11 protein-coding genes are annotated in these 14,752 nt (G+C 37.4%); 9 read left to right on the top strand and 2 right to left on the bottom strand.

Going from position 1 to position 14,752, the window contains the following annotated elements; genetic code table 11:
* Positions 1-14: 14 nt before the first annotated feature.
* Entirely contained in the window at positions 15-1,190 is a 1,176-nt protein-coding gene (locus tag IHV12_RS11940) for an alanyl-tRNA editing protein (protein ID WP_197127939.1), read from the top strand.
* Positions 1,191-1,369: 179 nt separating this feature from the next.
* Here IHV12_RS11940 and IHV12_RS11935 read toward each other — a convergent pair whose 3' ends face one another.
* Positions 1,370-1,507 carry a hypothetical protein gene (locus IHV12_RS11935; RefSeq protein ID WP_197191030.1) on the bottom strand — a complete coding sequence of 46 codons (138 nt, stop codon included), beginning with the start codon at positions 1,505-1,507 and terminating at the stop codon, positions 1,370-1,372.
* A gap of 441 nt (positions 1,508-1,948) precedes the next feature.
* Here IHV12_RS11935 and IHV12_RS11930 point away from each other — a divergent pair, with 441 nt between their 5' ends.
* Together IHV12_RS11930 and IHV12_RS11925 are read left to right on the top strand one after the other, a co-directional pair.
* Positions 1,949-2,623, top strand: coding sequence for a hypothetical protein (locus IHV12_RS11930; RefSeq protein ID WP_197127940.1), 675 nt, complete (start codon positions 1,949-1,951; stop codon positions 2,621-2,623).
* 644 nt (positions 2,624-3,267) lie between these two features.
* On the top strand, positions 3,268-3,807 hold the full coding sequence (locus tag IHV12_RS11925) for an AAA family ATPase (RefSeq protein ID WP_197127941.1): 540 nt from the start codon (positions 3,268-3,270) through the stop codon (positions 3,805-3,807).
* Between the two features lie 272 nt (positions 3,808-4,079).
* On the opposite strand, the gene IHV12_RS11920 is transcribed toward IHV12_RS11925, so the two are convergent.
* Positions 4,080-5,480 carry a hypothetical protein gene (locus tag IHV12_RS11920; protein WP_197191029.1) on the bottom strand — a complete coding sequence of 467 codons (1,401 nt, stop codon included), beginning with the start codon at positions 5,478-5,480 and terminating at the stop codon, positions 4,080-4,082.
* A gap of 233 nt (positions 5,481-5,713) precedes the next feature.
* Here IHV12_RS11920 and IHV12_RS11915 point away from each other — a divergent pair, with 233 nt between their 5' ends.
* The 6 genes from IHV12_RS11915 to IHV12_RS11890 all read left to right on the top strand — a co-directional run bounded on the left by IHV12_RS11915 (position 5,714) and on the right by IHV12_RS11890 (position 14,743).
* Positions 5,714-9,034: a hypothetical protein gene (locus IHV12_RS11915; RefSeq protein ID WP_197191028.1), complete on the top strand. Its 3,321-nt coding sequence runs from the start codon at positions 5,714-5,716 to the stop codon at positions 9,032-9,034.
* Positions 9,035-9,096: 62 nt separating this feature from the next.
* On the top strand, positions 9,097-10,314 hold the full coding sequence (locus IHV12_RS11910) for an MFS transporter (protein WP_197128238.1): 1,218 nt from the start codon (positions 9,097-9,099) through the stop codon (positions 10,312-10,314).
* A gap of 375 nt (positions 10,315-10,689) precedes the next feature.
* Complete coding sequence (gene speD, locus IHV12_RS11905) at positions 10,690-11,508, top strand: adenosylmethionine decarboxylase (protein ID WP_197191027.1); 819 nt, start codon at positions 10,690-10,692, stop codon at positions 11,506-11,508.
* Positions 11,509-11,675: 167 nt separating this feature from the next.
* The gene (locus tag IHV12_RS11900) at positions 11,676-12,686 is read left to right on the top strand and encodes a Bug family tripartite tricarboxylate transporter substrate binding protein (protein ID WP_197191337.1); all 1,011 of its coding nucleotides are present in this window, start codon (positions 11,676-11,678) and stop codon (positions 12,684-12,686) included.
* Between the two features lie 57 nt (positions 12,687-12,743).
* Complete coding sequence (locus IHV12_RS11895; RefSeq protein WP_197191026.1) at positions 12,744-13,205, top strand: tripartite tricarboxylate transporter TctB family protein; 462 nt, start codon at positions 12,744-12,746, stop codon at positions 13,203-13,205.
* An 11-nt stretch (positions 13,206-13,216) separates the two neighbouring features.
* The gene (locus tag IHV12_RS11890; protein ID WP_197191336.1) at positions 13,217-14,743 is read left to right on the top strand and encodes a tripartite tricarboxylate transporter permease; all 1,527 of its coding nucleotides are present in this window, start codon (positions 13,217-13,219) and stop codon (positions 14,741-14,743) included.
* The last annotated feature ends 9 nt before the right edge of the window (positions 14,744-14,752 follow it).

Here is a 14,752-nt window from a genome sequence, read left to right as displayed (position 1 = left end):
AGGGATGAACAGTTATGACTAAAAAATTATATTATTCTTCGCCATATAAAACAAATTGGGAAACAACTGTAAAAACTACTTTTGAGAAAAACGGAGAATTTTTTGTGACCTTAGAAAGTACCGCTTTTTATCCAACCGGTGGTGGTCAGCCATTTGATACAGGTACGATTGGCGGAAATGATGTACTCGATGTTTTTCTCGAAAATGAAGAAGTGATACATAAGGTGAGGAGTCTGCCTGAAACTTCCTCAGTAACCTGTGAGTTAGACTGGGATAGAAGATTAGATCATATGCAGCATCATACCGGACAACATCTATTATCTGCTGTTTGTTACTCTTTATATCAAGCACGTACCATTAGTTTTCATTTAGGTTCTGAAATCGCAACGATTGATATTGAAACAGACACACTGAGTCAACATCAAATGGATTTCATTGAAAAAGCCGTTAATCAGGAGATTTATAAAAACAGAACAGTACATACATACTTTGTTTCTGATAAAGAGCTTCAACATTTGCTGCTATTAAAAATGCCGAAAGTGAAAGAGAACATTCGAATTGTTCAAATTGAAGGTATTGAGCATAATGCATGTGGCGGTACTCATGTTCGTTCAACCGCTGAGATTGGAATCATCAAACTTTTGAAAGCCGAAAAACAAAAAGGTGCCACACGATTGTATTTTAAATGTGGTCAGCGTGCTTTAGTAGACTACAATGAAGCGTTAAAACTGCTTACGATGATCTCAGGCAAGTTTAATACGGGTCGAGATGAAGTGATGAACCGTCTTGAAAAATGGGAGAACAATCAAAAGGAATTAGAATTGGAGAACAGACGACTAAAAGAGGAGAACAATCATTTTCTAAGTAAAGAACTTATCTCAAAAGCAAAAGCAGGACTACTTATGCATGTTTTTGAAGAAAAAAGCTTTAATGATACAAAAGAACTTGCTATAAAAATTGCGAGTGAGGAACCATTATTGATCTTACTTGCTTCCACATTAGAAAATCGTATCATCTTCATGCATGACGGTTCGTCTCATGTTTCATGCGGAACATTTTTTAAAGAAAACCTTAGCTCTTTTAAAGGTAAGGGCGGCGGAAATGATAAATCTGCTCAAGCTGGATTTGCTTCAAAAGAGGATATGATTCGATTTATGGACTTTGTTCAGGAGACATTTAAAAATAATTAAGTATTCATTGATACTCTTTAAAAGTAGTTGATTTTTCGCTTCTGGTAGCTCGCTTTCCATGGGGCGCACGGTGAGCCTCCTGCCGCTCTGCGCCATTAGGTGTCACCACCTGACAGCTCGTCCCATAGGAGTCTCGCCACGTTTCACTTAAATGAACTTGCATAAGAAGAAAAAAACATTCAAAAGCAAAATCGTTTAGAAAGATTGTTTTCGTAAACTTTGTTGCTTTTGGAAGGTTGATTTCCGTTCCAGGCTGCTCGCTTTCCACGGGGCAGGCGGTGAGCCACATTCGTACGTTTCACTTTTAAGTGTCTCACCTGCCCGCCTGTCCCGTAGGAGTCTCGCACCTTCCACTCCAATCAACATTCAATGAAGTTAATTAAAGAATTTAAAAGCAACAATATAGCCTTAGAAGCATTAAAAATCGCAACGAAATTCGTTGCGGTTTTTTCTATGATATTTAAGGGTTTTGGTAAATTTACACCACTTTAATAACAAAACATTAGTACCCTAATTCACACGTATTAGCAAGATGACAATAGCTATTGTCACGCTGCGTTTTGATAAACTAAATTACTTGTTAAATGACTTGCCTATTGCGGTGAAAGGATTAGACGACTGCTAAATCGAATAAATAATAAGATTAATAGTTTGCAGTCCTTATTCAATAAACGTAGCAGGATTGTTGAGGAAGGAACCCATGTATAAAATGAAGAATTTAATACATTTGAAGTTAACTTTAATAAGTGAGGATGTATATGAAACAGAAACCTTTTGGAGAACACTGGAGAGACATAAAAGGATATAGAGTAATGGAAGGAATAGATAGGTATAAACATAATTTTGGTGGTCAAGATTACGAAGTACCTGTTTGTAAACTGTGCGAAAAGAAAATGCACCAAATATTTTGTTTTGATTTGAAAGATCCAAAGCTTTCAGTATTAAAAGTGGATGGAATTAGTATGTTACCACTAGTTTCTTGCCTAAACTGTGCGATGGTGTGGGAGCCTCAATATTTTCAATTAAGTAATGAGGGGAGAACTACACAAGTATTGAGTCAAGAGAATACTGAAGATTGGGCTCAAGATGAGGAAGATCAACTACCTGTACCACTTCCAGAAACCAATGTGAAATTAATTGAAATGAAAGATGAAGATGTTCCAATAAATGAAGACAATTATGATGCTGCATTTGCTTTATTTGGTTCTCAATATGTATGTAGATTGTTAGGTGCACCCTTGTATGAGGAAGTTCCTAATGATTTAGAGTGTCCGAGATGCAAATGTGAAATGATGTACATTGCTTCAATAACACAAGATATTGGTGATCCGGAACTTATTTCAGTTGTCGATTTTCAAATCGGTGAGATGAACATTTACTATTATTTATGTAAAAAATGTCTAGTTATAAAAACTGAAATACAAAGCACATAACATCAACAATCGGGTGCATTTCTTCAACAAGGAAATCTGCACTTTTTTATTGAGTTAACAAACGTAGAAGGAAACCAATAAGGATATATATAAGACTTAAATATGTTTGAGGTGATTTTTTGAAAAAAATTGGATACGGTCTAGTGGTAATGATTCTTGGATTTGTTATTATAATGTTCTCCGCATCAATTTATGATAATGGTTCGGAAGGTCCAATTACTGCTGGTACTTTTTACAATGGCTTAATGATGTTAATAGCCGCCATTTTGTTCTTCTGTGGAACAATCACCGTGTGTACACTTTTAATATTGGATGCATTAAAGAAGAAGTGAAAATTACTTCTATTTCGACCTGGGTGCATTTTTAAATACATAATGATAGCCTGAAATAATTGGGCGATTTATGTATGGTGAAGGAAAAATTCAACCATCAAGCTAAAGATTTTATTTATAATTAAACATCTGATTAACCTTTTTCTTCAACAATCGGGTGCGTTAATCCAAGAAGGATTAACGCACTTTTTAATGAATTTATTAAACAAATGAGCAGGAGTGTTGAAAAAGCTGTTAATAAAGCCTAAGGAGAATTACTGATCAATTGATACAGAGAGATAAATATAACTACCTGTATGAGAGGGGATATTTATGAAAGTCCAAATTATTGGTGGATCAGGAACTGGCAAAAGCACTTTAGCAAAATATATCAGTGAAAAGGAAGATATCAAGTGGATAGATACCGATAATTATCTTTGGAAAGATGATTCTTTTTTAGAAAATAATCCTATTGAGAAACGGGTTGAGATGTACCAAAGAGATATGTTTTCTAACGATAGTTATATAGCATCGGGTTCCGTTTTTATGTGGTGTCCAGAAGGCTTTAATAACCGTCACCTTTTAGTTTTTCTTTCACTTGATGAAGAAGTCCGTATGCAACGATTAAGGAACAGAGAAATCGAACGAAATAGTCAAATCTGGCTAGATGAAAATGGTGAGTATACAAATGATTTTCTAGAATGGTGCAAAACTTATTGGTCAGAAGAAGATAAGAAGATGGCAGGTACATATGGAGAACAATCCTATCAAATGACAATATCAAAGAGTCCTGTATTAAAGCTCAACGGCTCGCAACCTCTTGATGAACTCTATGCTGAAATAAGAAGAACTGTGAGTAAAGAAAATTGCTAGTTGCCTAATTAAGCGAGGTTATATCTTCAGCAATCAGGTGCTTTAATTGAATAAGGGTTTAAGAAAACGACCAGACAAAAATGAACTGCACCCCAATTGTTAGTGGTGTCTAACAATTGGGGTGCAGTTCAAAATCTGGTTGTTTTTAATCATTTACATATCCAATTATAGTGCTATTTCACCTGCTAATTGGCTTGCGAATTGCGAAATACGATTTTCTCCTACAAAAGAGAACCTGCTAGGCAACCAGCCCACTCCTCTTTTTCTACGTATCAAATCAAAAAGATTGCCACGATGGTAGTTACAACTAATCCGATAAAAACAGGTTTGATGTTTCTTCTAGCAAGTTCAAATGGATCAACTCCGCAGATTGCAGCAGCTGGAATTAACGCCCAAGGGACGAGTGTACCTCCGCCGACCCAGATTGCCGAGATCTGACCAAGTGCTGTTAATGTGGCTGCTCCGGCTCCTATTGCGGTTCCAAATATGTTTGCGACAGATCCTGCCAGTGAAATTCCTGAAAATCCTGAGCCATCGAGGCCGGTAATAGCCCCCACAGTAGTTAGTGTTATTGCCCCTACCTCTTTACTTAAAGGGACCACTGACGCAAGTGCTACACCTAAATCGTTAACGATTCCGTGAGATGTCTTTGGAAGGAAATCACCGATAATCTTAGCAAACCCTGAATCACCTAGATAAAAAAAGGCAGCGATCGGAATGACTGGACCAAACACTTTAAATCCAAACTGGAAACCATCAATCATATAAGAAGTTGTTTTCTCTAATCCTTTGTTCTTATGGCTGACCATCGTAATGAAAAGCAGAATTAATACAGAGGTTCCGCCAATAAGTGCAGTTGCATCTCCACCTTGAAGATTAAAAATGGACATCGCGGCTACATCCAGTGCAAACATGACAGGGATAAAGAGAGCAAAGAATTGTTTTTGCTTATTCGATAGCAAATTTAATTCCTGCTCATTTGAATTTTTTATTGGGTTAGCAGTAAGCCCTGTATTTGCGTTCAACTTTCCAGACTTCAAGTCCCGCTTTAAAAAGTAGAAAGCCGCTACTGTCGTTACAAGACCCATAACAAACACGAGTGGGAAACTCGCATAAATAACTTCACTTACTGGCAAACCTGCGGCATCAGCAGTTAGTTTAGGTGCTGCCTGAATGATGAAATCTCCGGATAGAGCAATACCATGGCCAAACAGGTTCATAGCCATAGCTACGCCAAGTGCAGGAAGACCAACCCGAATGGCAACGGGAAGAAGCACAGCACCCATGAGCGCGACTGCAGGTGATGGCCAGAAAAACCAAGAAATAATCATCATGAGAATACCTATCGTCCAATAAGCGAGTCCGGGTGTTCTAATGAGTTTCGAGAATGGAGAAATCATCACATCATTGATGCCTGTAGAGGTCAGTACTCTGCTCATTGCAACGATAATTGAGATTACAAGTATAGTAGGAAGAAGCTCGGTGATCGCATAAATAAAACTATTAAAAATACTGCTAACAGAACCCGTTAATGAACTAGTCGCAGTAATAGAGATTAAGAAGATACCGAGAATACTTATTAATGTAGTATCGCGTCTCTTAACCATAAAACCAATGATTAAACCGATAAACACAACATAAATCCAATGCAGCGCTGTTAGTTCAACGCCCATTTGTATTCCTCCCCGTTGAAATGGGTATTTAGCCCTTTCGTGATGTAATACAGAATATGATGAGAAAGAAAAGGGTGTGAGGGGAACTTTTTCACTAATAGTTGTTAGTGACAGGTAAAGGTAATTAATGTAAAATGATGACGATGATACTGAAGATAAGAAAGAGGTAACTACATGTTATCTCTTTTCTTTTTGTTACATACATTCAACAAAGGAGAAGATTAGGGGGCCGTATGATGGACCAGTCCAGATTCATTAAAGATCTTAACGAGTTAAAAGAGGGAGGATATGTTAAAAAGAAGGATTATATAAATGTGCTTCATGGCTATTACAGATATAGAGAAGATTTAAGAAGAAAAGAAATAAGCGATACGATTGTACATAAAGCAGAAGTTACTGTGGATGAACCTAAACAAAAGTCACAACCAGTAAAAACAGTAACTCCTCCACATAATCCAAAAGTGGAAATCACATCTGAACAGAGAAGAGAAAGAAATATTACAACCATTATGGCAGCGGGAGTGATTCTGCTTTTATTAGGAGGACTTACTTTAGCCACAAGCAACTGGGATGTTTTTAGCTCGATTACGAAAACAATGTTAGTTGGAGGGATTGCCTTATTATTTGGTGGCCTAGGCGTACTTTCGGAAAAAATACTTCAGATTAGAAAAACGGCGTTTACGTTCTTTGTTTTATTTGGTCTGTTTATTCCGATTACCGTACTCTCAGCGGGTTACTTTGAATTGTTTGGGAGTTGGCTCAGTTTTTATGGCGAGGGAAGATATATTTTAGGCGTTATGGCGGCTGTCGTCTGTACTCCAATCTATTACTATTTCGGGCAGTATTTTAAATCCAAGCTATTCAGCTGGCTTACTTATGTTGCGATCGCCATTGGATATGCGTATTTAATTCTATCGTTTGGCTTAACCAAAGAAGCATTTTATTTTGTTTATGCATTAGGAAATGTAGGATTTATACTTTTATATCATTTCAAAAAAGTGAACCGTTCGATATTTCTTCAAATCTTGCCTTTGTTTATACAAGCGAACTTGATACTATCGACGCTGTTCATTTTAATTCTATTTGAGAATCAACTTTATCAAAGTTTCAATATTATCTTAACCGCTGCATTATATTTATCGATGAGGATGGTCAATCAAAGAAAAGAGTATGAGCTTTTCTTTATCGGGTTTATCACGTACGGACTTTATCAATTGATTCAAAACTCTTTGTTAGTAGAATATCGTTTGTTTTTGATCGTACTTATACCGATTATATTCGTAGTAGTTGCTAATTTTTCAGATGCTGGATTAAAAAAATATTATCAGCTTGCAAATGGTGCAATCTCTATACTTGCTTTTCTATATATAACCGTTGAAGGCGTGTTATTGTCTGTAGGAGAAGGCAGTATGTGGTTGTTATTCGGGTATCTTGTTCTAGCTGGTAACTTTATATTCTTAAGCTATAATTCTACGTTTTTATTCTTTAAATATTTGGCACCGTTCTACCTATTCTGTGCGTTTATGGAAGTTTATCATATGATGGGCGATCGCTTTGAAGATTATTGGACGCTTGCAATCGGCATCTCAAGCGCATTATCTTATTCGATCGGACAGTATCTCAAACCACTGAACAGAGCAAGCCTCTTTGTCGGTGGTGGAGGATTACTTATTAGCTTTCTATTATCATTGGAACTCGCTCACTATGGGCAAGGAAGTATGATTTCCTTCATTCTAACGATACTAACTGTTCGTCATTTTTTAATCGAGAATGGAAAAGAAAAAATAGTAGCCACCTGGCTGGTACCCATTTTCACTTTTTTTACATTCTGCCTGCTTGGGATGAAGTACTTGCCATCACCGACATTATCATACTCTTTACTTCTTGGAAGTGTCGTCACTTTAATTGTCTATCTCTGGCAAAGAAAGCAGAAGCAGCTTGCAACTTCATTTGTTTCCATTACAACAATAATGACGACTGTGAATTTTATGGTCATCTTAGTCGAAAGTGATTTTACGTGGATAAAGATTTCATCGTCCATATTTCTAATGGTAGTGTTATGGTTTTTCACTAAACATTTTAATTGTGCGCTCGGGTTCTCTGGTATTCAAATTGCCTTATTCTTTGCACTAAGTTATGTTGCAGAACTACTTGGAGTTTCATTAGGTACTGAGGAATCCGTTTTTACGTTCATCATCATTTCCTATTTGTTATTAATGAGTAGCGAGGTATCCCAGAAGATCGACTCAAGCAGTGAATATCCAACGAAGGCTGTTTCTCACTTCATTACTTTACTCATAGGTTTTTATACTTTACTCGTAACAACTGCAGCAGCTCCGTTCATACTACTTGCAACAGTGTATGGAGTTTACCTGTTTCGTTCTCGTAAGGAATATGAGATCAGATATAATCTTTACGTTAGTTTGATATTTTTAGCTATTGGTTTCCAATACTTTATTAGAGCATGGCTCACTCATGAAGGTCCTGTTGTTTACAGCATACTTCTAGCTGGTTTCTACTTTGTTGTTAATAATGAATGGAGAAAGCGATTAAGAGCTTTCATTGTACCTTTTTCCGTCATTTTCTTAGGAGAGTATATAACGATTAGAGGATCTGATGAGACGTTTCTTATTATCCATGCAGCTGTATTAGTCGGGTTTATAGTGTTCTATCAATCGTTAGAGAAATACTGGAAATACGCATCAGTAATCTTGTTGATCTACTTCATGATAGATTTAGAGGAATGGTTGTTAATAAATCGAATAGCCAATGAAATGTACTCAATTGCTTGGTTCACCTCAGGTATACTCATTTCACTGGCAGGTATGTATTTCTTCAAAAAGCTATACAGCCAATCTGATTTTCTTCAATTTGACTTCTTTGCAGTTTTTGGAATGATTTCTGTACTTATTGGATTGGTGCGATCGGAAAATTTCGTAACAACGTTTGGTCTGGTCATACTTGCTATCCTTTTCTATGTTCAAGGAAATCGATTATTGGATGTTCTGATCGGAAAGAGAATACTTCAATCAGGTTCCAGTTTGCTTGTCCTGTTCTCATATTATTCATTTCTTGATCAATTTGAGGTCCCAGTGATTATTCAAACTGAGCTTATTGTATTGCCGTGGATCTTATTAAGTTATGTAATTACAAGGAAAATGTGGGACATATCGGAACAAATAGCTAACCTTATTCAATATGTTTTGCTTGGTGTAATAGGGATAACATTGATGATCGATGCGATAGAGAGCTATCAAGTCATGGATGCGATCATCCTCGGTTCTTTATCATTTGGGAGTATCATCTATGGATTTATCTCAAAGCAAAAAAGTTATTTCTTTACTGGATTGATCGTACTACTTCTGAATGTTTTGGTCCAAACTCGCCCATATTGGGGGAACATGCCATGGTGGGTATACTTATTGTTAACAGGTATCCTGCTCATAGGTTTTGCTAGTTTTAATGAGTTCAAGAAACAAAAAGGAATTGATTCTCCACCATTAAAGGATATAATTTTAAATAAATGGAAACATTGGTTTGGAGAGTGGAAATAACAACTCTTCAAATAAGGGGGATTAATGAAGTGGAACAAGATCAAAACAAACCCAAGATTACGATGGGTATGCTTTTTCAAAACAAAGTCATTCGTACCATACTTTTTTCAGTACTCTTCTTACAGATTGGGATATGGGTTCGTAACTATTCCATCTTATTGTATGTGATAGAAAAAACGAACGAAAATCCAATCGCTGTATCATTAATATCTGTAGCAGAATTCGCTCCGATATTTTTGTTTTCATTTATTGGTGGAACGTTCGCTGATAGGTGGAAACCAAAAAAGACGATGATTTGGTGTGATCTATTAAGCGCTGTATCTATCTTTGTCGTATTATTAACGTTGCTTTTTGGAAGCTGGAAAGTTATATTCTTTGCAACGCTCGTTTCATCCATCTTGTCTCAATTTTCTCAGCCATCAGGTATGAAGTTATTTAAGATTCATGTACCTGAGGAAATGGTACAGTTAGGGATGTCAATGTATCAAACACTTTTTGCAGTATTTATGATTCTAGGACCTATTCTCGGGACTTACGTATACCAGCAATTTGGTATTACAGCTGCGATAGCAATTATGGGAATCGCGTTCGTATTGTCTGCCGTTATTCTTCTATTACTTCCTCCTGATGAAGAAGTTGAAAAAACGGAAGAGAAACCATCGATCTGGTTAGAGATGAAAGAAGGTTTCAGCTATGTGCTCAACAGGCGCTCTTTAACCTTACTTGGTGCGTGTTTCGCCGTAGCCGGATTAGCTTTAGGCTTAACACAGCCGTTAACCGTCTTTTTAGTAACAGAACAACTAGGTCTTCCTAAAGAAGAACTTCAATGGCTCATGGCTGCATTCGGTACTGGAATGATCTTAGGTGGAGGTTTAACCATCGGAATCGCGAGCAAAGTAAAGCCACAATTATTATTGGCTTTAGGAATGGGAGCAAGTGCGATCGGATTTATGATTATGGGATTCTCCGAACATTTTTGGTTAACCTTATCCGCCGAGTTCATAAGTGGTCTTTTCATGCCATGTGTTCACATTGGTATTAATACACTAATTCTCCAGAATACAGAGGCTAAATTTATAGGTCGTGTGAACGGAATATTAAATCCACTATTTATGGGTGCAATGGTTCTTACGATGTCCATTACCGGTTGGCTAAAAGAAACATTTTCACTTGTATTGATGTTTGAAGGAGCAGCACTTCTTTTTGCTATCGGTATATTAACGATGCTACCACTTATTCGACAAAAAGTTGTTCCAGTGGCTGAAGTTGAGAAAGCCTAAATGTAAAAAACCTCAAAAGCTACCTTAGCTTTTGAGGTTTTTTTTGTGTTTCATGTTTGCTTTAGCTGAATCGCAAAGAGGTGTGTGTCGATAAACGTCGAGGATTGTAAACTCGCGGATAAACAGCAAAAACTCGTGGATTGATGTAAGAAACTTTTGGATTTACACCCTGAACTCGTGGATTGAGAGTCAAAACTTTTGGATTCACCACTTACATGCTTAATTTACGGCCAGAAACAAACCATCACACAGCACTGTTGACGCTTTTTCAACCTCATACTGTTTTTCAAATCATTTAAATGGGTATTATAGATATATTTCCATCATTGTTGTAATGAATATTGAATGTCTAAAAATATAAGGGGAATCTAACATATGTCTATCTCACCAGATCAACGAATAACATTACACGGATTCAATAATCTTACTAAATCACTTAGCTTTAATCTGTATGATGTTTGTTATACGAAAACGAGAGAAGAGCGAGAAGCTTACCTTGAGTATATTGATGAGCAATACAACGCGGAAAGGCTTACGAATATTTTGCAAACTGTCTCCGATACGATTGGAGCTCATGTGCTTAATATAGCGAAACAAGATTATGTACCCCAAGGAGCCAGTGTCACTGTACTTGTCTCAGAAGGACCCATTGTTGAAGTACCAACTGATACATTTGATGAGAATTCCACAGCCATGCCAGAGTCTGTTGTGATGCAGCTTGATAAGAGTCACTTAACGGTTCATACATATCCAGAGTTTCATCCAGAAGAAGGAATCAGTACGTTTAGAGCGGACATAGATGTTTCTACTTGTGGAGAAATCTCGCCGCTTAAAGCACTTAATCATCTTATAAATTCATTTGATATGGATATTGTGACGATGGATTATCGAGTTAGAGGATTTACGAGAGATATTAAAGGTCACAAGCTATTCATTGATCATGATATCAATTCGATACAAAACTATCTTTCTTCTGATATTAAAGAGACATATACAATGATTGATACAAATATTTATCAAGAAAATATCTTTCATACAAAGTGCAAATTAAAGAATTTTGAACTGAATAACTACCTTTTCGGTTATACAAAGGATGAAATTGATAGCGAAACTCAAAAACACATCACAGGTTTGATCAATGCTGAGATGGACGAGATTTTTTACGGAAGAAACATTAACTCATCTAAACGTTAATAGCTTATAGGAAGATGGATCACTAAGAGAGTCTTAGTGGTCTTTTTTTGCGTGAACAATATGAACAAAATGCATTTTATGCTGTTAAACTTCCATTTGAAATTCTGAATGTTAGGATTATGAAAAGTAAATGAAAGCGCTAACATTAAGAAGGGGATGTGAACATGATGAAAACGAAGAAATGGAAAAAATGGCTTATAGCAGGCGTTATCTTATCTTCACTTACAGCTTGTAGTACGTCTGGGTCAAATGCTGGAGAATCCGATTATCCGAAAAAACCAATAACAGTTGTTGCTCCGTCGGGTGCTGGAGGTGGTTGGGATCTAACAGCGCGCTCACTGACCAAAATTCTAGGTGAAACGAAAACCGTTGATCAAACGATGACTGTTGAAAACAAACCTGGTGGAGGTGGAGCTGTCTATCTTGCAGAATTTGCGACACAACATAAAAAAGATGATTACAAGCTTTATGTAAACTCTCCGCCAATCTTGATCAACAACTTGAAAAAAGAAGGTAATAGTCCATACGGTTTTAAGGATACAACACCACTTGCACAATTAACAAAAGACTTTGGAGCAATCGTTGTTAAGGAAGATTCGAAATACAACAATCTAAAAGAACTGATGGACGCTGTTAAAAAAGATCCAAAGTCTGTCACAGCAGCTGGAGGATCTGCACCTGGATCCATGGACCATCTCGTAGCTGTTCTACCTGCTTACAAATCTGACATTGATCCAAAAACAGTTAAGTATGTTTCATACGATGGCGGTGGTGAAGCAATTGCAGCCCTATTGGGAGGCAATGCAGATTATATTGCAACTGATGCTTCTGCGGTAGGTGAATATTTAAAAGCTGGGAAAGTAAAAGTGCTTGGTATTTCTTCAACGGAACGATTAAAAGGTGACCTTGCTGATGTTCCAACTTTTAAAGAAGCTGGAATCGACGCTGACTTTACAATTTGGAGAGGTGTCTTCGGACCGAAAGAAATGTCTGATCGTGCTGTCGCTTATTGGAATAAAACATTAAAGAAGCTAAATGAGAGCAAAGAATGGCAGGACGAGCTAGAACGCAACGGTTGGGAATCAGAATTTAAGGATGGCAAAGAATTTGAAACCTTCTTAAAAGAGCAAGAAAAACAAGTTGAAGACCTTTTGAAATCACTAGGAATGAATAAATAGATATGACATGGAGAAGTATTTCTACTTCTCCTTTTTTCAAACAAGGAGGGAAGTACTTTGCAAACAGGAAAATTTGATCGTTATGCAAGCATCTTATTTGCTTTACTTGGAGCAGCTTTTTTAATCGAAAGCCGCAACATTTCGAAAAGTGCTTATGGAAGTGAAGTCGGACCTAACGTTTTTCCCTTTCTCTTAGGACTTATTCTTATCTTACTAAGCGTTAAACTCTTTCTTGAATCATTTAAAAACATACAGAAAGAAAAGAAGGACAAAGAAAACTTACAGATAAAAAGATTTATCATTATCTTGACCGCAAGTCTTCTGTACGCAGGTTTCATCGAAACACTTGGTTATATCTTAAGTACTTTCTTATTTTTGTTTGTTTCCTTTCAAGCGATGGAAAGAGGAAGTTGGATAAAAAATGGAGTCATTGCTTTGGCATTCTCATTCTTTGTTTATTATTTATTTGTTGTTGTATTGAAAGGCTCATTGCCTGGAATGCCAATTTGGTTTAGTTAGGAGGATTAATGATGGGTGTTATGGATTTTTTAATGCAAGGATTTCAGACGGCCATTCAGCCGCAAAATATATTCTTTGCTTTTATCGGCGTTTTAATTGGAACCGCAGTAGGCGTTTTACCTGGTATTGGACCGATGAGTGGTGTTGCACTATTAATTCCTGTAACCGCTACTTTCACGAGCGGAATGGATCCTTCTGCAGCAGCTACAAGCTCAATTATCCTTTTAGCGGGTGTGTATTATGGAGCCATGTACGGTGGATCTACTACATCCATTCTATTAAACACACCTGGCGAATCTTCATCTGTCGTTACAACACTTGATGGTTATCAAATGGCCAGACAAGGAAGAGCCGGGGCCGCACTATCAATCGCTGCGATCGGGTCATTTTTTGCCGGAATCGTTTCCATCATTGGGTTGGTGTTATTAGCTGAACCACTTTCAGAGATGGCATTGAAATTCGGACCAGCTGAATATTTTTCTTTAATGCTGTTAGGTCTAGCAGCAGTTAGCGGTTTGGCGGGCGGTTCGATCACGAAGGCATGGATGATGACCGTAACCGGCCTTTTGCTCGCCACAATCGGAATCGATGCGGTCTCAGGTGTTGCTCGATTCACTTATGACATTCCTGTTCTGTTTGGAGGACTTGAATTTTTAACGGTTGCTGTTGGTCTCTTTGCATTGGGTGAGGTGTTTAAGACTGTTCTGCATAAGGAAGAAGAGGCTGAAAAGGTGGCGAAAGTTGGGAGAGTTATCCCTTCTAGAGCAGATCTAAAAGAAAGTGCTGGGCCGATAGCACGTGGCTCATTCTTAGGGTTCTTTATTGGTGTCTTACCAGGTGCTGGTGCAACACTTGCTTCTTTCTTTTCATATATCGCTGAGAAGAAGATAAGTAAAAATCCTGAGAAGTTTGGAAAAGGTGCGATTGCTGGAGTTGCGGCTCCTGAATCAGCCAATAACGCAGCTTCTGGAGGAGCGATGATTCCATTATTAACACTCGGAATTCCGGGCTCAGGAACGACAGCAATTCTTATGGGAGCTCTTATCATGTATAACGTACAGCCAGGTCCTTTATTATTTAGTGATCATCCTGACGTAGCATGGGGGTTAATCGCTTCGATGTTTATCGGAAACTTGATGCTTCTCATCCTTAATATGCCGCTTGTTAAGGTTTTTGCGAAAATTATTGAAACACCTGCGAAATACTTGCTGCCTATTATTATTGCTATTTCTGTCTTTGGTGTTTACGCCGTACAAGTAACGACGTTCGATCTGTTTTTATTGATCGGCTTTGGACTTGCAGGATATCTCTTAGCACAGAATGACTATCCGATTGCTCCTCTTGTACTCGGCTTAGTACTAGGACCAATGATTGAAAACAATATGAGACGTGCATTAACAACATCAAACGGTGATTTTATGGTATTTGTTCAACAACCCATTTCTGCATTTTTCTTGGTTTGTGCGGTATTATGGATTCTCGTTCCATTCTTTCTGCGATTAAAAGGAAAAAATGTTGTTGTGAACGTTGAAGGATAAGAGTTGATA

This window comes from Fictibacillus sp. 7GRE50 (assembly GCF_015903875.1).
GTDB classification, from domain to species: Bacteria; Bacillota; Bacilli; order Bacillales; family Fictibacillaceae; genus Fictibacillus; species Fictibacillus phosphorivorans.
This window is presented reverse-complemented; position numbering and strand designations above follow the sequence as displayed.

Coding starts and splice junctions, on each gene's coding strand:
- IHV12_RS11910 (WP_197128238.1), top strand. CDS start 9,097: ATGGGTATGCTTTTTCAAAACAAAGTCATTCGTACCATACTTTTTTCA.
- IHV12_RS11925 (WP_197127941.1), top strand. CDS start 3,268: ATGAAAGTCCAAATTATTGGTGGATCAGGAACTGGCAAAAGCACTTTA.
- IHV12_RS11915 (WP_197191028.1), top strand. CDS start 5,714: ATGATGGACCAGTCCAGATTCATTAAAGATCTTAACGAGTTAAAAGAG.
- IHV12_RS11940 (WP_197127939.1), top strand. CDS start 15: ATGACTAAAAAATTATATTATTCTTCGCCATATAAAACAAATTGGGAA.
- speD (WP_197191027.1), top strand. CDS start 10,690: ATGTCTATCTCACCAGATCAACGAATAACATTACACGGATTCAATAAT.
- IHV12_RS11890 (WP_197191336.1), top strand. CDS start 13,217: ATGGGTGTTATGGATTTTTTAATGCAAGGATTTCAGACGGCCATTCAG.
- IHV12_RS11930 (WP_197127940.1), top strand. CDS start 1,949: ATGAAACAGAAACCTTTTGGAGAACACTGGAGAGACATAAAAGGATAT.
- IHV12_RS11920 (WP_197191029.1), bottom strand. CDS start 5,480: ATGGGCGTTGAACTAACAGCGCTGCATTGGATTTATGTTGTGTTTATC.
- IHV12_RS11900 (WP_197191337.1), top strand. CDS start 11,676: ATGAAAACGAAGAAATGGAAAAAATGGCTTATAGCAGGCGTTATCTTA.